Here is a 26,979-nt window from a genome sequence, read left to right on the forward strand (position 1 = left end):
TTAGTGCAACTCACGCTGCTGGCTTTGTTTGCCGCTAGCAAGATAATGCTCTTGCACCTGGCTTCTAAACAGAAAGAAGCCGTGCCGCTGGCAGAAAGCTTTACCCGGCAAGAAGTCGCTTGTATGCAGGCTTTACAAAAACGTTATGAAGGAAAAACAGCCAAGCAGCGGAATCCTTACCCCCAAGACTCTTTACAATGGTGCTACTGGATAATAGCCCGATTAGGCGGGTGGAAACCCCACGAAAAGCAGGCGGGGGTGATTACCCTTTTGCGCGGTTGGAATTACTTCCAGCATATCTTGCACGGGTGGACCCTGGCCCAAAAATTTGTGTCCTAATCGTAGCCCTAATTTAGGGAAGGTGCCCGGAGGGCGGAAGGGTTAAGCTACTCCAGAAGAAAAGCCGCACCAGCAAAAGCTAAAAAGACCGGAAAAGTACCACAGCATAACAAAGCATCCTGAATAGACAACAAAGAACCTTCATTTTCAAATAATGCCTGTTCAGCCTTCCTCTGGAATAACGATAATATAAATTGGTATAAGACCGAACTTCTAATTTTCAAATGTGAACCAGTTAATTTTTAAGGTGCTGCAAATACTGCCGGCTAAACCATAATCGATTTTTATGCTTTCTCTTTTTTCCTAATCACTTTCTTGTATATTTAATCTTTGAGAAAATACCAATAAAAGACTTATAACCCAACGCTTACCAACCACCACAAAGAAAATTACCCTTATGGAAAATCATATTGCTCAGTCGCGGTGGTACCGCCTGATACCAGTAGCCTTTATCACGTACAGCCTGGCTTATCTCGACCGGGCTAATTTTGGTTTTGGGGCGGCCAGCGGCATGGCCACCGATTTGGGTATTACTCCGGCTATGTCGTCGTTGCTGGGATCGTTGTTTTTTCTGGGCTATTTTTTCTTTCAGATTCCCGGCGCGCACTATGCGGCGCACAACAGCGCTAAACGTTTAATATTCTGGTCTTTAATTTTGTGGGGCAGTTTAGCTACGGCTACCGGTATGGTAAGCGATGTTAACTTGCTCATCGTAATCCGGTTTATGCTGGGCGTAGTAGAAAGCGCCGTAATGCCGGCCATGCTCATTTTATTGAGTAACTGGTTTACCAAAACCGAACGCTCGCGGGCCAACACATTTTTAATTTTAGGCAATCCGGCTACAGTGCTTTGGATGTCTATTTTATCGGGTTATTTAATAGAGGCTATGGGCTGGCGCTGGATGTTTATTCTGGAAGGAATACCGGCCGTAGTTTGGGCTTTTTTTTGGTGGCGCTTAGTAGACGATAAACCGGCAGATGCCAAGTGGCTGACCGACCCCGAGAAACAAGCATTGGCCAACCAATTACAAGCCGAGCAACAAGGCCTGAAACCGGTAAAAAACTACTCAGAGGCTTTCCGCTCCCGCACCGTAATTTTGCTTAGCTTACAATACGCCTTTTGGAGCATTGGGGTATATGGCTTTGTAATGTGGCTGCCCTCCATTATTAAAGCTGCCCCCAACATGGATATGGTAACTACCGGCTGGCTTTCTTCGGTGCCTTATTTGCTGGCAATAATAGCAATGCTGAGCGCTTCTTATTTCTCCGATAAAACCCTGAACCGGAAAGTTTTTGTGTGGCCATTTTTATTTATTGGCGCCTTGGCTTTTTACGCGTCGTACGTGGTAGGTCCCGATAGTTTCTGGGTGTCGTTTGGGTTACTTACGGTAGCGGGTGGCGCCATGTACGCACCTTACGGGCCGTTTTTTGCTATTATTCCGGAAATATTGCCGCGCAATGTAGCCGGCGGTGCCATGGCTTTAATTAACAGCATGGGTGCGTTGGGATCGTTTGCGGGTTCTTACATTGTAGGCTACTTAAATGGTACTACCGGTGGTTTTGGGGCTTCTTATATTTTTATGGCGGGGTCGTTGTTTTTAGCGGCTGTGCTAACCTTGTTGGCCGTAAAAAGCACCACCGCCACCCACCAACCCAAACTGGCCGTAAACCCGGCTTAGTTCGCCAGCCCTGTTACAGAACCGAACAATATTTTGTATCATAACCGAACAAATAATTTTTTATTTATCAACGTAAATTATTGATTAATAATATTTTATAGTTGTGGCATAATTATGATTGCAGGATGTTTGTGCAATAACGCTTGTTGTAAATATTTCCGGAAGGATGGTGTTTTTACAGGCAGGAGCGCACAACCAGAAACCTTTTAATCAGATATTATGCTCCAGAACTACTTCAAAATAGCTATTCGCAATTTATTGCGGCATAAAGCTTTTTCTGTCCTGAACATACTTGGGTTGGCCGTGGGCATTGCGGCGGCGCTGGTTATTTTTCTGGTGGTTTCGTTCGAACTGAGTTTTGATGCTTTCCATACCAAAAAAGATAGGATATACCGGGTAGTAAACGAGTTTAAGCACGCGGCTGGTAAAGATTACCAAACCGGCGTTCCTTTTCCGTTTGGTAAAGCTTTGCAAACCGATCATCCCGAACTGGAAAAAGTGGCTATGGTTTTTAACGGCAACAACAACCAGATTTCGGTACTAGATGCTAACGGCAATGCCGGTAAAAAATTTAGAGAAGAAATTACCGTTGCTTTTGCCGGTCCTGAATATTTCGAAATATTTGATTATAAATGGCTTTCGGGTACGGCTGTGCAAGCCCTGAATAAACCAAATGCCGTAGTTTTAAGCCGGCGCATGGCCGAAAAATATTTTGGCAACTGGCAAATTGCCACGGGTAAATTCCTGAAACTCGATAACGAAGCCTTGTTGCAGGTAACCGGCATTCTGGAAGATTTACCCGAACACACCGATTTAAAAAAGGAAGTAATTATTTCGTATGCTACTATCCGGAGCTTAATTGATGCCAGAGAATTTACCAATTGGCGCAGTGTCTGGAGCGATTCGCAATGTTACCTCTTGTTGCCCGCCAGTACCAGCGAGAAAACGTTTAACGCTTCTCTGGTAAATTTTTTAAAGAAACACCAGCCCGAAGATAAAAACCATATTTATCTTTTACAGCCGCTCCACGATCTCCACTTTAATCCTAATTATCCGCCCCCTTCGTTTCGCAGCATCAGCAAACAGACTATTCTGGCGCTGGTATTAATTGGCTTGTTTATATTGGTAATTGCCTGCATAAACTTTGTGAATTTAGCTACCGCCCAAGCCTTGGGCCGGGCCAAAGAAGCGGGCGTGCGCAAGGTGCTGGGCAGTAATCGCAAGCAGTTGGTATGGCAGTTTTTAGGCGAAACTTTCTTAATTGTGCTTCTGGCTGTACTGTTTGCCGCCGTGTTGGTTCAGTTTATGTTGCCGGTTTTGCAACCGGTTTCTAATCTGCCCGAAAATTACAATGTAACCGATAATATTTACCTGTGGCTTTTCTTAGCGGGGCTGATAGGCGTTGTAACGCTTTTATCTGGCCTTTACCCAGCTTTGGTGCTATCGGGTTTTCAGCCCATACAAGCGCTTAAAAGCAAAATGACCATCCAGACTATTGGCGGGGTTTCGTTGCGCAAAGCTTTGGTGGTACTGCAATTCTCTGTTTCGCAGGTATTAATTATTGCCACGCTTATTGCGGTTTCCCAAATGGATTTTATTCAAACCAAAGATTTAGGGTTTAACCAAAAAGCCATTTTGCTGGCCGAAATTCCGGATGATAGTTTAGCTATTAGTAAAATTAGCACCCTGCGGAACCAGTTTGCGGCTTTACCGGGCGTAGAAAAAGTAAGTTTTCATTCGGATGCCCCGGCTTCGGGTAATTCTTCCATGACCAACTTCCGGTTTACCAATATGGCCGAGGACGAAGATTTTCCGCTGAGCATGAAGGCAGCCGATGCATCTTACTTCGATACGTTTGCGCTAAGGTTTCTGGCCGGCCGACCTTACACCCCCAGCGATACGGCCCGGGCAGTGGTCATAAACCAAATGTTACTCGAAAAAACCGGTATTAAAAATCCGGAAGATGCTATTGGCAAACCCATCAGTATTGCGGGCCGCCGGTATCCGGTGGTAGGGGTGGTAGAAAATTTTCATCAGGCCTCCTTGCGCCAGAAAATTGTGCCCATTGGCCTGGTGAGCCAAAAAACCAGTTTCCGGCAGGTTGCCCTGAAAGTATCGGGCCATAACTTAAAAGAAACGCAGGCCGCTGTAAAGAATATCTGGTCGGCAGCTTTCCCGGACTACGTTTATGAAGCTACTTTTCTGGACGAACGGATAGCTGAATTTTACGAAGAAGAAGCAAAATTGGCCACCTTGTTTCAGTTGTTTGCCGGCGTTGCCATCTTCATCGGGTGTTTGGGCTTGTACGGGCTGGTATCGTTTGTAGCGGTGCAGAAAACAAAAGAAATTGGCATTCGCAAAGTGTTAGGCGCATCCCTCACCAATATTGTGGCCTTGCTTTCGAAAGATTTCTTAAAACTAGTAATATTGGCCAATATTATTGCCTGGCCGCTGGCCTGGTGGGCCATGAATAATTGGCTCCAGGATTTTGAATACCGCACCCCAATTGGTTGGTGGATGTTTGCCGTTGCCGGCTTAGGCGCTTTAATAATTGCTTTGGTAACCATCAGTTTCCAGGCAATAAAAGCCGGCTTGGCCAATCCGGTTAAAGCCCTAAAGAATGAATAATATTCAGCACTAGTTTCTTCTTACTTCACTTTATAAAAAGCCGGTTTTCTGTTAAAGAAGCCGGCTTTTTACTGGAATATTTATTCTGGGTTTAAAGGTATTATTGCCGCTGCTAACCTGTTGCAAAACCGAACATAATTTGTATCAAAACCGAACAATTTTAGCGTTGTTTAAATAATATTTAGATGGTAAGTTGCTGATATTTAATAAGATATAATTGTGGCATTTTTATTACTTATACAGTTGCGGGGGCAGCCTTTGCTAATTCCAGCGCAGTAATATTTTGCGTTATACCCGGTTTGCTTTTTGTTGAATTTCAAAATCCTAAACTTCTTATTATGTTTCAAAACTATTTTAAAATAGCCCTCCGGAATCTGCTGAAACAGAAGTTTTATACTTTTATCAACGTAGCCGGCCTTACTTTAAGCATTTCCTGCTGCTTGCTCATTTTCCTGTTCGTACAAAACGAGTTAAGCTACGATAATTTTCATAGCAAAAGCGACCGGCTTTACCGCGTATTACGGGTAGCGGCCATGAACGGGGAGGAAGGTAAAATTCCCTACACCTCCGGACCTTACGGCCGCGCGTTGGTGAACGATTTCCCCGAAGATATTCAGGCTGCGGTGCGGGTAATGCCGGGCAATACCCTGGTTACCATCGGGAATAAATCTTTCCAGGAAAACGAATTTGTGCTGGCCGATTCTAATTTTTTCCAGGTGTTCAGCTTTCCGCTGGTAAAAGGCGACCCTAAAACTGCCCTGGCCGGACCGGATGACCTGGTAATTAGCGAAGAGTTAGCTACGAAATATTTCGGCACCGAGAACCCCATAGGCAAGGTCATACAACTGGATAAAACCGAAATAGGCAAAATATCTGGCGTGATGGCCAATGTGCCCGAAAATTCGCACCTGAAATTTGATATGGTAGCTTCGCTTAAAGCTGCCGAAAAGCAAGAGTGGTTTTATGTTTGGCGCAATAATGCTATGTATACGTATGTGTTGCTGGCATCGGCAACGCAGGTGCCCGCGCTCGAATCTAAATTCCCGGCTTTTATGGATAAGTACATGAGCAAGGAATTTAAAGAATGGGGCGACAAAACGAATCTGGAACTGCAGCCGCTCCCCGAAATTTATTTAGCCGGCGGTACTATTTTCGATGGCGTGGAGCACGGCAGCCGCACCAATGTGTATATGTTTTCGGCCATTGCCTTGTTTATTCTGGTTATTGCCTGCATCAACTTCATGAATTTAGCTTCGGCGCGTTCGGTGGGCCGGGCCAAAGAGGTAGGCGTGCGCAAAGTGCTGGGCGCTTATAAAAAGAACCTGATTGCCCAGTTTCTGAGCGAAAGTACTTTGCTGGCTTTGGTGTCGGTGGTGCTATCGGTGGGCATGATTATGCTGGTAATGCCCTACTTTAATGCGCTGGCGGAGAAAAACTTAGCGGTGCCGTTTGCCGATGTGCGTTTGTATTTGTTTTTGCTGGGTGTAGCGGTACTGGTAGGCTTGCTGGCGGGTAGTTATCCGGCTTTCTTTTTGTCGGCTTTTCAGCCGGTAAAGGTGCTGAAAGGGCGGCTAACCACTGGTGCGGGTAACTCCATTATGCGCAAAACGCTGGTGGTTTTTCAGTTTAGCATATCTATATTTCTGATTATTGGCACCGCCGTAATTTTTAGGCAAATGCATTATATGCAAAACAAGAACCTGGGCTTTACCAAAGAGCAGGTAATTAAAATGCCGATGAATAATAGCGAAATCCGCGAGCGCGAGCAAACTTTTATCAGCCGGGTAAAACAATTATCCGGGGTAAAAAATATTTCGGTTATGTCGGGCGAGCCCGGCGGCTTCCACGATCGGTTTACGTTTGATGTACCCGAAAAGCCCAACGAAAAGTGGAACTTCCGGACCGTTTTCACCGATTATGATTACTTGCCAACCATGGGGATTAAATTATTAGCCGGCCGCAATATTTCAAAAGCTTTCCCCACTGATTCTACCAAAGCAATTATTTTAAACGAAAGTGCTGCGAAGCATTTGGGCTGGACGGTTAACGAAGCAATTGGCAAAGAAATAGAAGACCTGGGCTTTGGCAGCGATACGCACAACCGCCGGAAAGTGGTAGGCGTGGTGCAGGATTATCATTTCTCTTCGCTGAAAGACCCCATTGAGCCCATGGTTATTATGATGCGCAACGACCACCGCGTGGCGGCTATCCGGTTAGCGCCCGGCAACCCCAAAACAGCCCTGGCGGCCATCGAAAAAGTATACACCGAAACCGCCCCGCAATATCCTTTTGAATATACTTTCCTGGACGAAGAATTTGCAAAACTCTACCGGACTGAGCAAAAGCAAGCCCAAATATTTACGGTATTTTCTATCCTGGCTATATTTATTGCCTGCTTGGGTTTGTTTGGTTTGGCATCTTACACCACCGAGCAGCGCCGCAAAGAAATTGGTATCCGGAAAATATTAGGTGCTTCTACTACTGGCATTGTATCACTACTTTCGTTCGATTTTCTGAAACTGGTACTACTCGCTAACTTGCTGGCCTGGCCGTTGGCCTGGTATGCCATGCACCAGTGGCTCGCTAATTTTAGTTACCGCATTAACCTGGGCCTGGCCATCTTTCTTCTGGCGGGTGTGTTAGCCTTAATTATTGCTATCCTAACCATTAGCTTCCAGGCGGTTAAAGTTGCCGTGGCCAATCCGGTTAATGCGCTACGCGAAGAGTGATGCGGTTTACAGTTAGCAGTAATCAGTAAACAGTTAGCAGTAAACAGTAAACAGTTAGCAATAAACAGTAAACAGTAAACAGTAATCAGTCAGTAGTTAGCAATCAACAACTAACAACTAACAATCAACAATCAGCAACTAACAATCAACAACTAGCAATCACCAATATTCATTAACAATTTTCATACAGCCTGGCGGCGGTAAACAATACAACTATGTCTAAAATTTTAACTTTTCTGCTTGGTTTCCTGGTGTTAAGTGGTCCGGGTAACCTCTTCGCCCAAAACCACCAGGGGCCTTGGTCCTTAGAAGATTGCATTAGTTATGCCTTAACCCACAACAGCGATGTAAGGCAGAGCGAGCTGGCGCTGGAAGTAAGTAAAGCCACGCAGGCCCAGGCCAAAGCTGCTATACTACCAACGGGCCGGGCCGGAGTTTCGCACGGCTATAATTTTGGCCGCTCTATTAACCCATTTACGAACCAGTACGTGGAAGAACAAATCCAGACCAGTAGCCTCGATGTAAGCTCTAATTTATTATTATTTAATGGCTTGCAGTTGCAGAACAATATTAAGCAAACTACTTTGGGCGTGAAGGCCAGCCAGCAGGATTTAGAACAAGCCGCTAATACTGTTTCGTTAAATATTGCCTTAGCTTATTTGGCTATTTTGCAAAACCAGGAATTACTGGAAATTGCCACCCGGCAGTTAACTACCTCGCAGGAACAAATAACGCGGGCCGAAAAACTGGTAAATGCCGGTGTAATTGCGCAATCTACCCTAGCCGATTTACAGGTGCAGGCCGGCAACGACGAACTCGAAAAAGTAAACGCTCACAATAATTTAACTACCGCTAAACTTACGCTCATGCAGCTCATGAATTTGCCCGCTGAGGCCGATTTTCAGGTGCAGCCGCTAAACGTTAATTCTTTGGCCGTGGGTACTTATGATAAAACAGCGGCCGGGGTTTACGAGATTGCCCAGAAAACCCAGCCTGCTATTATTGGGGCCGATTTGCGGGTACAGAGCAGCCAAAAATTGGTGCAAGCGGCGCGGGGTGCGCTTTTGCCCTCGTTGTCGTTGGTGGGTTACATGGGCACCGCGTATTCCAGCGCCGTACCTACCAGCCGGTTTGTAGCCGATGGTACCGGTTTTACCACCCAAGATGTAGCTTCCGAAACCGATTATGTACTCGTAAATGGCAACCGGCAACCCATTATTTCAACGCAGCAAGTACCCAACGGCCAAATGGAAAATTTTTATTACCTCGACCAGTTAAAGTTTAATTTGGGGCGCTACGTAGGTTTAAATTTAAGCATTCCTATTTTAAACGGCTGGCAAACGCGCAATCGCATCAGCAATGCCGTTATTACCCGCAAACGCGCCGAATTTGCCGCCGATAACGCCCGCATTCAGTTGCGCCAGAATATTGAGCAGGCTTATACCAATTTAAACGCCGCCCAAACCCGTCTGGAAACCTCGCGCAAGCAAGCCGATGCTTCCGCTATAGCGTACCAGGCAGCCCAAAAACGCTTCGAAAATGGCAGCGTGCACTTTGTAGACTTAAACTTAGCCAAAACCAACTACGACCGGGCGCAACTAAACATGGTGCGCGCCAGGTACGATTACGTGTTCCGGAAAAAAATACTTGATTTCTACCAGGACAAACCTTTGACTTTACAGGAGTAGACGAATAAAAGTTTAGAACTACTTTTGAGAAACTTCTGCGCTGTTCTGGTATTAAAATTAAGGTAAGAAACCACCTTAATAGATAACGTCACAACTTATCGGAAATAAATATTGCCGAAAAAGGTAACTTAGTTCCCCGCCTAAGTTTAGGAGGGGTTAGGGGTGGTTGTTTTTCTTAACTTAACTTCCATCAGGTTCTGTCGCCGTCTATATTTTAGCCCATTTCAATATTTTCGCTAATTCAACTATCATCAAGTCTTTAGCAATGTAAACCAGCAGAACCGGATAGCACTGGTTTTGGCTTTATTATTGTCCAGTGCTGTAGCAAACGCTGTGTGTTTTTCCTGTGGGCAAGCGTAACGCTGGCGTTTATTTGCTGGTTGGCAATATTTAAGAAGATTATGATGAAAAGTTTCTGGCTGCTTTTATTCAGTTTGTTAATAGCGTTCAGTGGATTAGCGCAAGGACGCGACTCCTTGATTTATAGCCCTGACCGGCAATTAACCTGGGCCGATTTTAAAGGTAAACCTAAATTTTCTGACCAGGCGAGTGGCGCCCAAATAACCGTAACCATTAATCTGAAATTAAAAAAAGTAAACTTCTGGACCGGCAAGGCGAAATACGACGCTTTTGCGGTTGCCTTTACCGATGCTTCCTGGGTAAAAACCGCTTACAAAGATGCCTACACCTTGGCGCACGAACAGCTACATTTTGACATTGCGCACCTGTATGCCGAAACCCTGGAATTAGAACTGAATAATTTAGATAAATCTGGCCGGCAACCAGAACAGGTAGAAAAGCTGCTGCAAAAATATATAAAGCAGATGACCGACTATCAGAAATTATATGACCAGGAAACCAGCGGGGGCAATAATATTGCCCGGCAAAAAGAATGGGCCGCCAAAATTAAAAAAGACCTGAGTATTATTAATAAGGTGCTCTAAATATGCCCGGCAAAAGTGACCATTAACAATGCCTTAAACAAGCTTAAACCGCGAAGCCAGCCAAATAATACTACTATCAAATAGAAAATGCGCTTAAATGTACATTATTTGTCATCCTGAGCTTGTCGAAGGATCTATAACAGCATTGTACAGTAGCTACTACCTGTTTCGATAAGCTCAGACTGCACTAATTTAAGCAAGCGATAAGCTAAGCGTTAATCTAAAGTATTCAGGTCTACGCATGTGCAGGCTGAACAAATATTTAGGTGAGAATACAAATCTTAGTTCTACCAGCAGCCTAAATATTCATGACCGGAGTTAAAGCCCGCACTTTTATAATCAGCTTCTGTCTACTTCTAAAACTAAATTCTTTACCCGGCAGACACCTGACACTTCCCGCTTAAGGTGAACTACCAACTCCACAGAAATATTCCATTCCGACTAATGTTCATAACCCAATACTTGTTGTTTAACCTGCCAAACCGGGCATTAAGCAGATAAAAATTGATTTGCGCCGGGCGCTGATGCAACTTTAAAATGCCGAATGGTATCCTGTTAAAGCGGGCCTGATTTTCTGTACCTAAAATCAGGGAAGAACCGGCTAAACCGATAAAAAACGAGAAATATTAAACCAACTCCGCTTATGAAAATGGTTTTTTAGCAAGTAGAAAATTAACGCTGTTTTAAAACAGAATAGAATACTAACAGGTATCCACTGCAACAGCAGGGCTCGCCTCAACCAATTACCAATCGCGCTTTAATCCCCGACCTAATAAAATAAAACTATTGAAAAATGAATTACAAACCCCTTATCCGGAAAAACAAAAGAACACTTAAAGACCTCTCGTCTGTGTTGCTGTGGCTTTTTGTTTTAATATTCTTGATTCAGTACACCGCCCGCGCCGAAAATATTGATCCTGGTTTAGACCCTACTTTTCAGGTGCCCGATGTTTGGGCCAACGGAACGGTTACGCAACTACTGCCGCTGCCGGAAAACAAAACGTTAATCCGTGGTAATTTCGAGAAAGTACATAACCAGTCTAAACCAGGTCTGGCCCGCCTTACCGCCGATGGTTTGTTAGATAACAGCTTTACCGCCGATGTTTCGGCCTATACCATTCAGGTGATGGCGGCGCAGTCGGATGGGAAAATATTAATTGGGGGCTACGTTAAAAATAATAATGGTACGGCGCAACCGGCGGTGGTGCGCTTAAACCCCGATGGCACCCCCGATAACAGTTTTTTGGTTCAGCTAACCCCAAACGCCAACGGCTTTTTGCTGACTAAAATATTGGTGCAGCCCGATAATAAATTTATTTTGGTGGGGGGCTTTAAAGTAAAAGATACGGCTAAGCAGGATTTGGTGCGATTTAATGCCAACGGTACGCCCGATGCCGGATTTAATGTAACCTTAGTGCCGGAAATTCCTAACCAAGACCCCACGGAGTTTATTCAGGGTATAGGTTTGCAGCCGGATAATAAAATTTTGCTGAGCGGCTTTTTTACCCAGGTAAACGGCGAGGCCATTATGGATTTGGTGCGCCTGCATCCCAACGGCACCGTTGATCATACTTTTACCAGTGCCATTATGGGTGGCGTGCATACATTTGCCTGTCAGGCCGATGGTAAAATATTAATTAGTGGCTGGTTTTACGATCAGCAAGATAAAAGTTTTGTACTGGCCCGTTTAAACCCGAACGGTTCTTTAGATACTGGTTTTGATGCCGTAGAAGAACACGACGACGGGTATACCACTTATTATAATGCCATAAAAGCCATACAATTGCTGCCGGATGGCAAAATATTGGCCGGTGGGTATATTTATAAAGTAAATGGTACAGAAAAAGTAGCACCGGTGGTTCGGATTAACAGCAATGGCACCCTGGATAAAAGTTTTAACTACCAAATGCCTTTTACTGCTTTTGCGGCTTTCCGGGTATTGCCTTTTGGTATATTGGTGGCGGGTACTTTTAACAAAACGGTTGCCGGCGAATGCGTGCACCTAACTCGTTTGCACGCCAACGGCGGTGAAGATGGCAGTTTTAATTTAGCTTTGCAGTACCGTACCGGGGTATACCTGGCGCAGCAACCCGACGATAAAATATTGGTGTATGGTTCGTTTTACCAGGTTGGCCCCCTGGATCGGCGGAGTTTAGCCCGGCTGCTTCCCAATGGCCACCTCGACGTTAACTTTAATCCTGTTTTCGAAAGCCAGGGGCCTTTGTATATTTATGCGGTTAGCGTATTGCCCGACGGTAAAATATTGGTAGGTGGCAATTTTACGAAAGTGAACGGGCAACCCCGCCAGGCGCTGGTAAAACTTAACCCCAACGGCTCCCTCGATAACACCAGTAATTTCCCGGCCATTGAAGGTTACCCCGATGTGGTGCCGGAAATCAGGAGTATACTGGTGCAGCCGGACAACCGGGTAATTATAAGTGGTGTTTTTGCCAAAGTTGCTGGTAAAAATAAGGTCAGCCTTGCCCGGCTAAACAGCAATGGCACTTTAGACGAATCTTTTAACCCCGCCGTGGATAGGGGTGCTGCCAGCCGCATGTATTACCAGGCCGGTGCTAACCCAAGCTCCAGCAAAATTATTATGGCTGGTCTTCTGCGGTTTACCGGGGCAGATGGCCGGCAATTTTACAAAACCATTTCGCGCTTAAACGAAGACGGTACCCTGGATAATAATTTTGCTTTAGATGAAAGTAGTTTTACCTCGTTCAACAGCTTTGCCGTTTTGCCCGATGGCAAAATATTATTGGGTGGCCGCAAGGGAGCTAACGACCCGTCTAAACTTTTTTTGTGCAACGCCAATGGGCAGCCCGATGCAAATTTTAGTGTAACCCTCAATAGCAGCAGCGAAAGAATTCTGGCAATTGCCCCGCAGCCCGATGGTAAAATATTAGTAGGCGGATATTTTTCTGGCATCAACAACAGCAGCCAAACCAATATTGCCCGCCTGCACGCCAACGGCTCCGTAGATACCGAGTTCACCACCAACTTAAGCAGCCCCGCTTTTGTTAGTAGTCTGCTAACCTTATCCGATAATACTATTATTCTGAGCCGGTATACCTTGTTAGCGGGTTCGGGAGATTTACCGGCGGTGCAAAAGCTGGTATTTACTAATAATGTGCCCCCGCCAGCCGAGCAAACCATTACCTTTGCGCCAATACCAAATAAAATATTGGGGGAGGCACCTTTTCTGCTATCCGCTACGGCTTCGTCGGGTTTACCTGTGGCATTTACGGTGGTTTCGGGACCGGCTACCATACAAGGCAACCAAATTACTTTAACAGGTGCCGGCGAAGTAAAAGTAAGAGCCCTGCAAGCCGGTAATAATAATTATAAACCCGTGGCCCTGGAAAGATTTTTTTGCGTTAATCCGGTTAAACCAACCTTAACCGCTACAGGTAATCTGCTTTCTTTTAGCGGCACTGCCCATACTAATTATACTTACCAATGGTACCGGAACGGCTCGGCTATTATTGGTGCTACAGCCGCTAACTACACCGCTACGCAATCCGGCGATTATACCTTAACCGTTAGTGTAGGAGATTGTAATTCGGTTAGTTCGGAAGTGCAAGCGGTAAATCTTCCGGAAGAACCGGCCACAGAACAAATTGCTTTCTTCCCGAATCCCACCCGCCAGGATTTACAAGTGCGGGCAACAGCAATAGCTAGTAGCAAAATAGCGTTCCGGTTAATAGCCGCTACGGGTAAGTTGGTTTGGCAAAAAGAAACGGCCGTGGTAAATAAACAAATCGCCGAAAAAATTAACTTACAGCCATTTGGCGCGGGTTTGTACGTGCTGCAAATAAATACCGGCAGCGGCTGGGTTAGCCATAAAGTTGTAAAAATATAGGTTGAAATATTACGGAATGCTGTTGCACAAATATTGGTAAATATTACTAAGGTAGGGTTCAAGTAACCCACATTTGTCCTTCAGGAGGAACCTATTTTGCAGGTAACCAAATAATTTCCTCCTGAATGACAGCCTTGAATTCCTTAGACTTGTAAATTATTTAAAAGAAAATCTGGTGTAATATCACTTAGTAAGCAAGCAGGGATTATGTTTGAATATTTTAGTAACAACAACGCAGTTTGAGTAACCAGAAAGGCAATATTTTTGGCCGGTTTAATAAAAATACTTTGGGTTAATCTGGTGTATAAAGAAATTTGTAGGCAGAATCCTAATTTATATAGGTTTAATAAATATATTTATCAATCAGTAATTTAAGTTTATTAAACCAACTTCCCTAATCACTTAAAATATACACACCATGGCCAATGTATTTAACTTTATGCCCGAACTGGAGCCCGACGAAATGGCTTTTGTGCAATCGGTTATGCAAAACATGAACGATGCGCAGGCCCAGCAGTTCACCAATATTTACCGGTCGCGGCGCAAAGACCCCATGCTGATTTTAATTACCGCGGCCATTGGCTTTTTTGGAGCGGCTGGTATTCATCGGTTTATTACCGGCAGTATTGGTTTGGGCGTAGTTTATCTGCTTACGGCCGGCTTTTGCTTTATTGGTACCATTGTAGATGTTATTAATTACAAGCGCATCACTTTTAAATATAATGCCAAAGAAGCGCAGCGGGCTGCGGCCTTAGTGGGCGGGCTGTATAATGGCGGCCCCGGCTTTTATTAAGGTTTATCTCTTTTTTTTATTTCTCTGGTAATAAAGTTGGGCTTATCGTTAAAATACCAACACTGCGCCGCCGAATGCCGTAGCTAATTAGCACCAATTATTAAGCGCTAAAGCAGCTATATGGCACGTGAGAAACTGAAAGGCAAAGATATTCTGGATTTGGGCTATCCCGAAGGCAAAGCAATTGGCTTGGCCCTGAACCTGATGGAAAAATATTACAAGAGTACCGCCAAGGACGAGCAGCTGGCTATCCTGAACGACTTGTTTCATAACCCGGAAAAATACCGGCACCACAAAAAACTGGAAAAGCTGGTGCAGGAACTGGATGCCGAGAAAAACAAGCTGCGCGAAATTGCCTTAACCGAAAGTGTGCTGGATTTTAAAACCTACGGTGCCGAATATATTGAGCCGGGCGCGGTATTCCAGATGGAAACGGCCATGAGTTTGCCCGTAACCGTCGCCGGAGCCTTAATGCCGGATGCCCACCAGGGTTACGGTTTGCCCATTGGCGGGGTACTGGCCACCGAAAATGCGGTAATTCCGTATGGCGTAGGCGTAGATATTGGCTGCCGTATGTGCCTGACCTTGTACGATTTGCCGGTGCAGGTGCTGGACCGGGACAAAGCCAAGCTAAAGCAATTCCTAAACGACAACACCCGTTTTGGCGCCGGCAAAGGTTTCGAAAAACCGATGGACGACCCAATATTCGACCGGAATGAGTTTAAAGAAATAGCGGTAGCCAAAGCCAATAAAGCTAAAGCCCGTGATCAGATAGGCAGTTCCGGCTCGGGTAACCATTTTGTAGAATTTGGCATTGCCGAACTTACCAGCGGGCAAAACGAATTTGATTTACCAGCCGGCCATTATTTGGCGGTGTTGTCGCACTCCGGCTCGCGGGGTTTAGGCGCTTCCATTGCCAACCATTATACCAAACTAGCTACGCAAAACCGCAAATTGCCACCGCACGCTCGGCATTTGGCCTGGCTCGATTTAGATTCGGAAGAAGGGCAGGAATATTGGGCCGCCATGACCTTGGCCGGCGATTATGCTTCGGCTTGCCACCACCACATCCACGAGCGCCTGAGCAAAGCCCTCGGCGAAAAACCTTTAACCATGATAGAAAACCACCACAACTTTGCCTGGAAAGAAAAGTTAGGTGATGGGCGGGAAGTAATTGTGCACCGCAAAGGCGCTACGCCGGCCGGCAAAGGGGTACTGGGCATTATTCCGGGTTCCATGACTTCGCCGGGCTTTATTGTGCGGGGCAAAGGCGTAGAAGAAGCCATTTATTCAGCCTCGCACGGGGCGGGGCGTATAATGTCGCGGCGGCAGGCCATGGATACGATTTCGGCCAAAGATGTAAAAGAAATATTGGCCCAGCACGGGATAGAATTAATTGGCGGCGGCCTCGACGAAGCGCCTATGGCCTATAAAAATATTCACCACGTAATGGCCAGCCAGGCCGAGTTGGTAGAAGTGCTCGGCACCTTTACGCCCAAAATTGTGCGCATGGACCGGTAATAAGTCAATACTTTTATCTGGAATCGGGTAATCCAAATATTAAGTATAATTCGTACAATATATTTAAATAAAAAACGATATTTGTTTAACACACCAAAAATTTAAGCGCTATGACCAATATTTCTGTTTTTCAGTTTTTTAGAACCGGCCTGCTTGCGGGGTTGGTAATGCTTTGTTCTTTTATGGCAGTAGCCCAGGAAAATAAAGCTCCTGCCAGTCCGCCGGCCACGGTTAGCGGTAAAATTGGCACCGCCGACGTAACCATTAATTACAGCTCGCCAAGCGTAAAAGGCCGTACCATTGGTAAAGAAATTGCCCCTTACGGACAAGTTTGGCGTACCGGAGCCAATGCTGCTACCAAAATTACTTTTTCTAAAGACGTAACCCTCGAAGGCCAGGCGGTAAAAGCTGGTACTTACTCTCTTTTTACTTTACCTAGCGAAAACGAGTGGGTAATTATTCTGAACAAGACTGCCGACCAATGGGGTGCCTTTAAATACGACCAGGCCCAGGATGCGCTACGCGTAAAAGTGAAACCTACAACCTCCAAAGAAAACAACGAACGCTTTAAAATAACCGTTGCGCCTAAAGGTAAAAATGCCGGGGTAATTACTTTACTGTGGGGAAATATTGCCGTACCGTTTAATGTTAAATCGGCGGGTGGTGTTTAAGCTGTCATAAGCATATGTAAGTGGTATAAATATTTTAAACATAAAAAAGCGCTAATCAATTATTTGGTTAGCGCTTTTTTTTATAGCTAAACGTGAGTAATACCAATTGGTATAATCATTATTGCATAGGAAGGCTGAACAGGCATTATTTTAAAGTAAAGGTTCTTTGTTGTCTATTCAAGGCGCTTTGTTATTGGGTGCTACTAAAGGCCTTTTTAGCTTCACTGGTGCGGCTTTTCTTCTGGGATAGATTAACCCTTCTGCCCTCCGGGCACCTTCCCTAAATTAGGGAAGGAGTTCGGCCGAACCGTATTGTTGCGCATTAGATTTGTTCGGGAGGTTTAATATCTGATAGTGATTGAGACTTAGAAAAGCAGCAGCTACTGGCAAACGACAGCAGTTTGGACAGTGAGGGCCTTCTGGAAGATGCTCTTCTAAGGTTGTGGTGCGAAGCATTCCGACGGAGGAGGAAAACAAGCTTAGACAGCCCGAATGACCAAACGGGGCCCTGCGGCCGGGAGCTAACTTAGGCTTATATATTTAGTTAGCACTTCTGCATTGAAAGATAGAATCTTTCAAAAGATAAACAGAAAGACCAGACTGTTTAAGGAATATCGTTAAGGAGCATTCCTGATAAGTATTATTTTAGTAGCCTCCCGCATTATTAATGTATTTTGTAAATATTATTATACAAGCTCAATTCTGCCTTTCGGCCTAATCTAGCCTTAAAATATAATTATAATAAAATTTAGTGCCGATATATTTATAATTACAATTGTAAAATGTAATTAAACTTTTATGCATTAATATCATGTAAAAAATAAATTTAAATAAAAATAGATAAAATATATATAGTATATTATATATGTTTCTATATTTGTATCGAATTGTATCGGAGAAATTAAAATTTAAACAAATTAAATATTTGTTGCTAATACCAAAGATAATATTGCCATTTATAAATTAAGATTTTCATTATGAAGCTGTCTACTCAAAGTAAATATTTATTAAGTACTAAAAAGGAACATGGTTTTAAAGCTTTGTTACCAATACTAAGCTTATTTGTTTTGGTAAGTATTGGTTTGGTGTTTTTACCTAAAATTGCCTTAGCCGAATGCCCGGATTTCCCGGCTTATGCAACAGTAGTTAATGGCGGACAAGGAGATTATAAAATAAACGGCAACAAGGTTTACGTTTTTAAAGGTAATTTTACCGGCAATATATCCGAACTTGGCAAGAATGCCAGAATATATGTGGATGCTGCGGCTACTTTTAAACCGCAAAATTTTCAGAATGTGGCGGGCGAAGTAATCAATTGCGGTTCCGTAAATCTTAATAATCTTAACCCATCATCTAATTTTAAAATTAGTAACTATGGGGCTGTTAATATTGGTAACCTTAATGCTGCACCTAATTTTGGCTTTACCAACTACGGGTTGGTTGTTATAGGCACTCTGAATACGGCAACCGGCTTTACCCTTACCAATTTTAAAGAAGTTACTTTTAATGGCAGCATTAATTTTAACGGGCAATCATATATTAATAACATGACCGGTGCTACTTTAAATTATGATAAAGGATTTAATTTAAGTAGCGATTCTAAAGTAACCAACGATGGTACCATTATTCAAAAAACGGGCGGCTTTACTTTAAATTCCGGTAAAATTATTAACTACGGTTATTTATCGAGTAGTGCTGGCAATGCTTCTATTAACGGTAGTATAGAGAACTTTGGGGTATTTACCATTAATGGCGGAACATTAACTTTAAATAGTGCGGCTGGGCTGATAAATTATTGTACGGTAGTGGCGAAGCACGGTATTATAAATAACACCACCCTGGAAAATGCCGGTTTAATACTTGCCTCGCAGAATTCAGATAACAGCATTACCAATAACGGCAGAATTATAAACAACGGTTATATACAAGGCTCTGATTTTAAAAACAACAACGCTGTTAACGGCAAGGGTAGTTTTTACTTTACCGGGCACACCAGTACGCAGGGGAGTTTTGCCAATAATGCAGCAGATGATATTACATTTTACGATGCAACTTCTAATAGCGATAAAATATTTGACCAGGGGCAAAATGTGGGTAAAGTGAAGCGCAGCGTAGTAACACCTTTGCCGGAACAACATCGGCCGGAGGCTTGCAGCGCCATTATTACCCCCGTGCCGACGCCAGATGATAAAGACCCGTTGCCGGTAGAACTGGTTAACTTTAAAGGCAAGCTTGTAAATGGCAATATATTGCTGGAGTGGCTTACGGCTACTGAAAAAAACAACGAGAAATTTGAGGTAGAGCGTAGCACCGATGGCCTGAACTTTATTAAAATTGGCACGATTGCCGGCAATGGTACTACTACTCATAAAAACAATTACCGATTCGAAGACCAACGGGCACCTGGTAACAAAACATTATATTACCGCCTAAACCAGGTTGATTTCGACGGAAAGCACACTTATTCTAAAGTTATTGCTGTAAAAACCAGTAATCACCAAATGGTAGTAACCCCCACGCCCAACCCTTTTGGCAACGGCGATCGGGTAACCTTAAATATTACCACAAACGAGAATACGCCAGTGGTGCTAACGCTGCTAAATTTGGCCGGCAATACCATGCTGAAAAAACAAGTGCAGCTAAACAGTGGCAATAGTACCCTTAACCTGGAAAACTTAGAACAACTTACTGCCGGTATGTACGTGTTGGTGTTAGAATATAATGGTAGCCGCCTGCAACATAAATTATTAAAAAAGTAAGCTAATATTTTTGTTAGAAATAATAAGGCCCGGTTTTAACCGAGCCTTTTTGCTTTTACCGGGGAAAGGAATAGAACACTGGTGTTTAAGAAATCCTGCTGTTAGCGGCCGTTTATTTATTGGGTGTTGTACGCATATTAGCCGTCTTGCCGCTTGCTTTTGCCTTTTCGTAATCTGCTAAACATTTGCTTAGCGGTTTGCCCTGGTTATGAATACAATCGCAAAATGCTTCGCAAGCCTTAGGGTTACTATTCCCAGGACAGCCATTCCAGCATTCCGCTGGTTCATTGCCAGGCCGAATATCATAAATAACATTGTTAAAAAACACAACCGTTGCCAGCGTAGCCACTACGCCGCCAAAAAACAAAAATGGAAATTTGTTATCTAGCTGTTTTTCAACTGTCGGGTTCGCAGTAATTTTAACCTGCTTAAAAGGCAGAATAGATTTAAGTCGGTTGTAGTCCCAGCATAATAAAAATGAATTAGCCAATAGCATAAATGTTGCGGCACGCGTGCCTTCAAACCTAAGCGCATAGGTCAGTACACAAATATTTAGTATAATCGGAAAACTGCTAAGGGCACCCAGTAGGGCCGTTCTTGGAATGAGTAATAAGATAGCCACTATTACCTGGCTTACACCAATAAATGTATAATAATACCCGGTATTGAGTAAAGCATCAAAATATTGTCCTAATGGGTGATTATGCGATAAGCCGGCTGCAAAGCGTTCGCCTTTAATTTTTATTAATCCTGAAATTACCCACGCAATAGCTAAGCTCAAACGGCAAAAAACAGCAAAGTAGCCATACCATTTATTCCCTTTTGCTTCATAATAATATTGCTCAAGTTTGTTCAGCATTTTGCTATGTATTTATTTTTATGTTTTAAATCGGCTTTAATTGCCGCTAATATTGCGCTTATAGAAAATAGCTACTAGATGTTTTGTAATTCGAAACTTACGCTTAGGTGTTTACTACTGGGTTATCCTGAGCTTGTCGAAGGATCTGTTACAACCAAATAAAAGTAGATTCAGCTACATCGGGAGGCGCAACATGACTACAATATTTTAAGCGCAATACCAAAATAAAATGATTGCTGCGCTTTTAAATATACAAGGGCATACTACCCAACGTAGTTATTCCGGAGGAATCTTAACGGTTACCTGCTAATAAGATTCTTTCAGAATGACCGGGTTGCGTGGGTATGCTTTAGAAAATATTGGAAAATAAACTAAGGCGCATCTTCAATTTGATAATGGTATAATATTGGTATAATTACTTTATAAGGCGGTTATAGAGCTTTTGACAAGCGCCGGAAAACAAAATGTTAAGCACGGTTACTGTTTAGCAGTATATTCCGTTACTTAAACCCAAATATTACCGGAAATATAAACGTGACGATGATGGCCCAGCAGGCGTAAACGGGCAAAAAGAAAGCAATAGATTTGCCTACTTCGGAAACATCTTTTTTCCGGATAATTACCTGCCAAAGCTTTATGGCTACCAACAGCAGATTTATTAATATTAAAATATTGCTACCCATTACTGCGGCCCGGTTAGGCGTAATGCCCCATTCGGAAATCCGGAATAAAATGGCCGATAGGGCAATACCGTTCACGATTACCGTTACTACCGACAGCAAAAACAAAATAATTATTTCTGTTTGGCGCTGGCTGTTTTTAGCAGATTCGGCCACCGAAAACAAAATAATAGCCATTACCCCAACTAACAGCGCGTTAAAAATAATTAAGAATTCCCGGTCGTTGTAAGGGTCTTTGCCCGAAGTAATAATAGCTACCAGGTAACCAACCAGGGTAATTAAAACCAACGGGCTGAACAGGCGAGCAATTACCGGCGATATTTTATTAACCAGTTGAGGATTGGTTTGGGTAATGTAAGTGCCCACAATAGGCAAGGCGGCCAGGCCCATAATTACCACATATTGAAAATAAATTTCTTCAATTTTATAGCCAATAATGGCGAAAAGGTTAATGGTTATACCGGTAAGAATGCCGCCTGAAATTAACAGCAGCGCACACATAACCAGCAGGTCGCCGTTGTACCGTAAAAAAGAAAGCCGTTTTTGGAGATTGCCCGGTTGGTTGCCTACATAAGCAAAGCCTAACATTGCCCACAAAAGCAAGATCAGGTGTATGCAGGACAAAATTAAGGTATCGCTGTTTTTTACATTAGGCAGGAAGTTGATATAAATTAAAGAAATTACCGTTACGCCAATAATTAAAGCGGTTTTCCTGATTTCTAGGTGGCTTTTTAAGGCAAAGTAGGTGGTAAGCAACGGGAAAACGATAAAACCTATATTACGCGGGTAAAAAAACTCTTCGTCCAGAGAAAATATTGCCGGTATTTTGGCCAGAATACCGGCTACCAGCGCGGCAATAATTACGAATTGCAAATCCCGTCGCGTTCCCCAATAAATTTCATCGGTTTCGTAGTGCAGCCTTTCGTGCCAGAATTGGGCCAGCGAATTATCGCTCAGTTCGGGGTATAAAGCGCTAAAAGCTTTTTTAAAAGCCGATTTGTTTTGCCGGTACAGTTTCTCTAACTGTTGCGGTTGGTTTAAGTGGGTTAATATTTCGTTTTCCATGATGTTGTAGTTTAATATTTTCGTTCTCGGGTTTCTGAGTTATGTACTTTTAAATTTTTTTGTCTTAAAGTACTTTGTATTTCAAAGTATATAATCAAAAAAATAGTGCTCTGTATATTTTATAAAAGCATCAATGGTTAATCTGGAATATTTGCGAACATCCACCAATTAAATATTACTGCTGCCATTGTGCTTCGTTCCGCATAAATTTCTTAGTAATGCATAATAATTTACTCCCGGGTTTTAATGAGCTGCTCCAGCGCATCTAAGTGTTGGTCGAAAGCTTGTTGGCCGGAAGTGGTTACCGCGTAAGAAGTGTTTGGTTTTTTGCCAATAAATTGCTTGCGTACCTGAATAAAATCCAGTTTTTCCAGAGCCGATAAATGGCTGGCCAGGTTGCCATCAGTTACCTGTAAAATTTCTTTCAGTTCTGTAAATTCCATCCAGTCATTCACCCTTAAAACCGACATAATACCCAACCGAATTCTGCTTTCAAATGCTTTATTTAATTCGCCAACCCAGTTCATCGTTCGTATTTTTGGTACATGCGCGCACCGTAAAAAATATGCAGTACCCCAAACCCAATGGCCCAGATAAACAACCCGTAGCCAACTACAAAAGAGGCGAGTAAACCCAAAGAAATTTCGCTTAAAGCCAGGTACCGTAAATCGGGGTAAGTGTATTTGCTGGTATTAAGCAGTGCCAAGCCGTAAAACAACAGGGTAGCCGGCGCTACCAGCGTAAATATACCGTGATCTAGCAATACTAAACAAAAAATGCCGCCCGCCGAGAGCGGTATAAACATATTCCAGACTACGCGCTGCGCGGTTCTATCCCAAATAGGCAAATTATGTTTGCGGGCGCGTTGCGTGGTTAAAAAAATAGCCACCGATACCGAGGCTACCAACACCAGGATGGCCACAGTAAACAGGTAAATAAAAAACTCAGCATCAGGAATACCCGAACTAAGGGTGGCCCGGGTGTAATATTCTTCCATGGTAAACGACAACCGGTACCGGATAGCTACCGCAGCTGCACCCAATAAAGCAAAAATACCCGCAAAAACGCCCGATAAACCGCTCAGGGAAATGAACCGGGAAGAACGCTCCATCATCGACCTGATATCGGTTAATGTTTCCAGGGGATCGGGCTTGTGTTCCATTAGTAAATGTTTTAAAGTACTTTGTAATGCAAAGTTAAAATAACGAACCCGATAACCTAATGTTTCGGCCAGAATATTTTATTTATTAATTGGAATTAAGGAAAATTTCAGATGAAAGTAGTTTAAGAAAAGCGCAGCCATTATACAGCGGAAGTTATTAAGATGCTTACCTGATTGCAATAAAGAGAAAAGCGTTTGTTACGGCGTTTAAGCAACCCATCGCTGTTATTCCAGAGGAACCTGTTTTGCAGATAACCAAATAGGTTCCTCCTGAATGACAATTGTGGGTGTTTTAGGTTGATATTAAGTATCTGAAATACAATGCGATAAATATTTATTGGCGTAAAATTAGGCTTGCGGCATGCTTTGGTAGTTTCAAAATTGGAGGAGGAGGTATCTGCTTAGAATAACCAACCACCAAAGCCAGGTTTAAGTAGTTCGAATAAAATAGCAGCAGCATTCAGGTTCTTATTTGGCTTGTTCAGGACTAATATTCCGGCATTTACCCAATTAAAATTGATTACGGCTTCTTGTTAGTGCTACTTTGTAGAGCAGGAAGGCAAAAACCACGCTGTTAGTTGTTGGGTTTAGCCGCCGCCAGTACCAGAGTTACCCGACCCATTAGCCAAAATAAAACTATGAAAACTATTACCAACCTTTTTAACCTGAGTGCCCTGGAATGGGTACACTGCTGCCAGGAAAGCATTTCTGTTATTTACCGGAATTTTACTTCGCCGGCCAGAAACTTAAGGCCTCTTTTAATAACTGCCCGCGTGCGCTAAAGCCAATAAGCTGCGGGCAGTTATTATTTATTTCGGCCTTGCCCATATAAATACAAGCCCTGACATAAACCAATCACTTAAAGAACTTACAAACCGGAAAGTAGCTAAAATGCTTTTCTTAAAATTTTATTGCCAAACCTTTTTTCCTAACCTAAAAAAACACCTGACCTATTAACAAAAACTATGAAAACCAAAAACCTACCAAGTGCCTTTACCCCAGCAAATAACCGGCTCCGCCTGTACAACCTGGCCCAGTTTAATTTTTCGGTAAAAACTTTAATGCTGCTGCTGGTAGCTGTTATGGCCACCTTAACCAGTTGCGAAGAAGATAAGCCGGAGCCAAAACCCGCTACCACCGTTACAGCCAAAGCCGGCGACGACCAAACCATTAACCTGGGTACTTTGGTTACCTTAGATGCCAGCGCCTCTACTGATAGTGAAGGCAAAACTTTAACTTATAGCTGGGCCATTGTTACCAAACCCGCTACCAGCAACGCTACGCTTACCAACGCCAACCAGGCTAAACCAACTTTTACGCCTGATGTAGCCGGCGAATATGAACTGGAAGTATCGGTTTCGAACGGCACCGGATCGGCCAAAGACAAAGTAAAAATTACGGTAACTGCGCCAACTGGCGGCAATATTAACCTGAACGAGCCCATTGAGCAAGATATAGTGCTAACCAACGTAGTAGCCGACCCTACTAAACCCGATTACCGGCTTACCCAAAACTTGCTGGTGAATGCCAAATTAACCATTATGCCCGGGGTAGTAATAGAAGCAGATGCCGATAAAGGTATTTACATTAACGAAAACGGCGCTTTAATTGCCAAAGGTACGGCCACCAACAAAATTGTATTTACCGGTAAAGATAAAACCAAAGGTTACTGGGAAGGCATTATGGTTATTTCGGGCAACCCGGCCAACGAGCTGGATTTTGTAGAAGTAAATTATGCGGGCAGCAGTAACTTATCTGGTATTGGCTCAGCTATTAAAGCCGGTATGGTTATATCTTACCACGGCACTATTCCGGGCCAGATGAAAATATCCAACACCACTTTTTCCCAAAGCAATGGTTATGGTTTGTACCTGCACGGCATTGGTCAGGTATCTGCTTTTGCCAACAACACTTTCTCGAACAACAGCGGCAACGCCATGTACCTGGCCGCTAACTTAGCCCATAAACTAGATGCCGCTACTAAATTTAAAGGCGGTAACGGCTACGAAGGCGTAGAAATTGCCGGCGAAGTAGAACACAACGACGAAGTAACCTGGCCTGCTTTTACCGATGGGGCTTCATACCTGGTTTCGGAAGATATTATTTTAGAATCGGGCGTGAAAATTACTGCCGGTGCTAAATTAGAATTTGCGAACGAAACCGGTTTTTATGTAAGAGACAACGGTGCCTATTTAATTGCCAAAGGTACTGCCGCTAATAAAATTGTATTTACCGGCCGCAACAAAGTAACTGGTTTCTGGAACGGCGTAATGATAATATCGTCTAGCCCGCTAAACGAAATGGATTATGTAGAAATAGCGTATGCCGGCAAACGCAACTTATCTGGTATGGGTTCGGCTATTAAATCTAACCTGGTATTATCGGGCTTTAACCCGGGCGCTAAATTAAAAGTTACCAACTCCAGTTTTACCCACAGCGGCGGCTACGGCATGTACGTACAAGACGGCCACGCCCAATTTACCGGTTTTGCTAACAACACTTTCAGCAACAATACCGGCTCTGCCTTGTTTGTTTACGCCGAGCAAGTACACAAAATAGATGCCGCTTCTAAACTGAAAAACAGCAACGGTTTTGATGGTGTGGAAACCAGCGGTGAAATATCGCTCGATAACGAAGTAAGCTGGGCAGCCTTTACCGATGGCGCTGGTTACTACATCAACGGCGATTTGTTCTTCGATTCTGGTGTAAAACTGGAAGCAACTGCTAACGCTACTCCAACCCTCTACTTTGCTACCGATAAAGCTTTGTATGTACGCGAAAACGGTTACATTATTGCCAAAGGTACTGCTACTCAAAAAATTACTTTTACCGGTAAAACAGCCCAAAAAGGCTTCTGGAAAGGTATCATGATTGCTACTGACAGTCCGTTGAACGAAATGAACCACGTAAACGTAATGAACGGCGGCAAAACCAACCTAAGCGGGGTTAACGAAAAAGCTAATGTAACAGTACGCTACGATGCCGCTCTGAAAGTGGTTAATTCCAAAATAAGTAACAGCGGCGGCTACGGATTATTTGTAAAGAGAAACGGTATTATCAATGCCGATGCCGGCACCGCCAATACTTTCGAAAACAACACCAGCACCGGCTACCACAAAGAACAATAAGAACAACCTGGTACACCGTGCCTGCTAATTTAAAATATTCATTCTTTTCCCCCGGAGAACAAATTACACAAGTCTCTTTTAGAAAGGTAAAGAATAAAGATTAATAAAAGTTTTACATGCAGTTTGTTTTTAAGGCCTCCTGGTTTCCGGGAGGTTTTTTTTATATCTGCTCGTTCTTTTTCCAGTAACAATTTTGGTAGTTAAACTACAATATTTGCACCAGGTACAAGCCCCTTAGTTCAGAAGGTTTATAGCTTGCAATATTTAGGCTATGGTGCAAAAGCTAATAAAACTTAGTATAAAGGCTTATATTAAGTATTATACCAAATAGTATAAGCTATCTTCCATAGATACGCTCTCTGTCATTTTGAAAAAATCTATTGTTTAGAAGTTCTTACAGGCAACTAGCGTTAAAAGGTATATTACCTTCTTGATTTTCTAACCAAAAGGTCCTTCCAGGATGACAAAAA

Annotated in this window: 16 protein-coding genes and 1 pseudogene; 13 read left to right on the forward strand and 4 right to left on the reverse strand. The window is 43.4% G+C overall.

All coding sequences use genetic code 11. From position 1 onward, the window contains the following. The 11 genes and pseudogenes from F0145_RS26030 to F0145_RS00050 form a co-directional block, all read left to right on the forward strand. Nucleotides 1-339: pseudogene (locus tag F0145_RS26030) on the forward strand (hypothetical protein); the annotation flags it as partial. Between the two features lie 397 nt (nucleotides 340-736). Then, a complete protein-coding gene (locus F0145_RS00005; protein WP_150086019.1) occupies nucleotides 737-2,017 on the forward strand; it encodes an MFS transporter in 1,281 nt (426 codons plus the stop codon). Nucleotides 2,018-2,236: 219 nt separating this feature from the next. Further along, nucleotides 2,237-4,645, forward strand: coding sequence for an ABC transporter permease (locus F0145_RS00010; RefSeq protein ID WP_150086020.1), 2,409 nt, complete (start codon nucleotides 2,237-2,239; stop codon nucleotides 4,643-4,645). 338 nt (nucleotides 4,646-4,983) lie between these two features. Beyond that, complete coding sequence (locus F0145_RS00015) at nucleotides 4,984-7,374, forward strand: ABC transporter permease (RefSeq protein WP_150086021.1); 2,391 nt, start codon at nucleotides 4,984-4,986, stop codon at nucleotides 7,372-7,374. Nucleotides 7,375-7,589: 215 nt separating this feature from the next. Next, nucleotides 7,590-9,062 (forward strand): TolC family protein, encoded by a 1,473-nt coding sequence (locus tag F0145_RS00020; protein WP_150086022.1) that lies wholly within the window; start codon nucleotides 7,590-7,592, stop codon nucleotides 9,060-9,062. Between the two features lie 401 nt (nucleotides 9,063-9,463). After that, nucleotides 9,464-10,006 (forward strand): DUF922 domain-containing protein, encoded by a 543-nt coding sequence (locus F0145_RS00025; RefSeq protein ID WP_150086023.1) that lies wholly within the window; start codon nucleotides 9,464-9,466, stop codon nucleotides 10,004-10,006. A 793-nt stretch (nucleotides 10,007-10,799) separates the two neighbouring features. Continuing rightward, nucleotides 10,800-13,871 (forward strand): T9SS type A sorting domain-containing protein, encoded by a 3,072-nt coding sequence (locus F0145_RS00030; RefSeq protein WP_150086024.1) that lies wholly within the window; start codon nucleotides 10,800-10,802, stop codon nucleotides 13,869-13,871. A gap of 418 nt (nucleotides 13,872-14,289) precedes the next feature. Next, nucleotides 14,290-14,664 carry a TM2 domain-containing protein gene (locus tag F0145_RS00035; RefSeq protein ID WP_150086025.1) on the forward strand — a complete coding sequence of 125 codons (375 nt, stop codon included), beginning with the start codon at nucleotides 14,290-14,292 and terminating at the stop codon, nucleotides 14,662-14,664. A 120-nt stretch (nucleotides 14,665-14,784) separates the two neighbouring features. Beyond that, the gene (locus F0145_RS00040) at nucleotides 14,785-16,185 is read left to right on the forward strand and encodes an RtcB family protein (protein ID WP_150086026.1); all 1,401 of its coding nucleotides are present in this window, start codon (nucleotides 14,785-14,787) and stop codon (nucleotides 16,183-16,185) included. A gap of 110 nt (nucleotides 16,186-16,295) precedes the next feature. Continuing rightward, on the forward strand, nucleotides 16,296-16,856 hold the full coding sequence (locus tag F0145_RS00045) for a DUF2911 domain-containing protein (protein WP_150086027.1): 561 nt from the start codon (nucleotides 16,296-16,298) through the stop codon (nucleotides 16,854-16,856). Between the two features lie 977 nt (nucleotides 16,857-17,833). After that, nucleotides 17,834-19,615 (forward strand): T9SS type A sorting domain-containing protein, encoded by a 1,782-nt coding sequence (locus tag F0145_RS00050; RefSeq protein WP_150086028.1) that lies wholly within the window; start codon nucleotides 17,834-17,836, stop codon nucleotides 19,613-19,615. Nucleotides 19,616-19,727: 112 nt separating this feature from the next. Here the strand turns inward: F0145_RS00050 and F0145_RS00055 are convergent, their stop codons facing one another. The 4 genes from F0145_RS00055 to F0145_RS00070 form a co-directional block, all read right to left on the reverse strand. Further along, nucleotides 19,728-20,474, reverse strand: a complete 747-nt coding sequence (locus F0145_RS00055) for a DoxX family protein (RefSeq protein WP_150086029.1) — start codon at nucleotides 20,472-20,474, stop codon at nucleotides 19,728-19,730. A 500-nt stretch (nucleotides 20,475-20,974) separates the two neighbouring features. Beyond that, nucleotides 20,975-22,219: a DUF4153 domain-containing protein gene (locus F0145_RS00060; protein WP_150086030.1), complete on the reverse strand. Its 1,245-nt coding sequence runs from the start codon at nucleotides 22,217-22,219 to the stop codon at nucleotides 20,975-20,977. A gap of 230 nt (nucleotides 22,220-22,449) precedes the next feature. Then, nucleotides 22,450-22,746, reverse strand: coding sequence for a winged helix-turn-helix domain-containing protein (locus tag F0145_RS00065; RefSeq protein WP_150086031.1), 297 nt, complete (start codon nucleotides 22,744-22,746; stop codon nucleotides 22,450-22,452). Then, complete coding sequence (locus F0145_RS00070) at nucleotides 22,743-23,381, reverse strand: hypothetical protein (protein WP_150086032.1); 639 nt, start codon at nucleotides 23,379-23,381, stop codon at nucleotides 22,743-22,745. Before F0145_RS00070 ends, F0145_RS00065 begins: the two co-directional genes overlap by 4 nt. Before the next feature lie 638 nt (nucleotides 23,382-24,019). On the opposite strand from F0145_RS00070, the gene F0145_RS26035 reads away from it, so the two are divergent. Both F0145_RS26035 and F0145_RS00075 read left to right on the forward strand, forming a co-directional pair. Next, the gene (locus F0145_RS26035) at nucleotides 24,020-24,163 is read left to right on the forward strand and encodes a hypothetical protein (protein ID WP_190277433.1); all 144 of its coding nucleotides are present in this window, start codon (nucleotides 24,020-24,022) and stop codon (nucleotides 24,161-24,163) included. Nucleotides 24,164-24,346: 183 nt separating this feature from the next. Beyond that, the gene (locus tag F0145_RS00075) at nucleotides 24,347-26,509 is read left to right on the forward strand and encodes a PKD domain-containing protein (protein WP_150086033.1); all 2,163 of its coding nucleotides are present in this window, start codon (nucleotides 24,347-24,349) and stop codon (nucleotides 26,507-26,509) included. Nucleotides 26,510-26,979: the final 470 nt, after the last annotated feature.

This window comes from Adhaeribacter rhizoryzae (assembly GCF_008629685.1).
In the GTDB taxonomy this organism is placed as follows: Bacteria; Bacteroidota; Bacteroidia; order Cytophagales; family Hymenobacteraceae; genus Adhaeribacter; species Adhaeribacter rhizoryzae.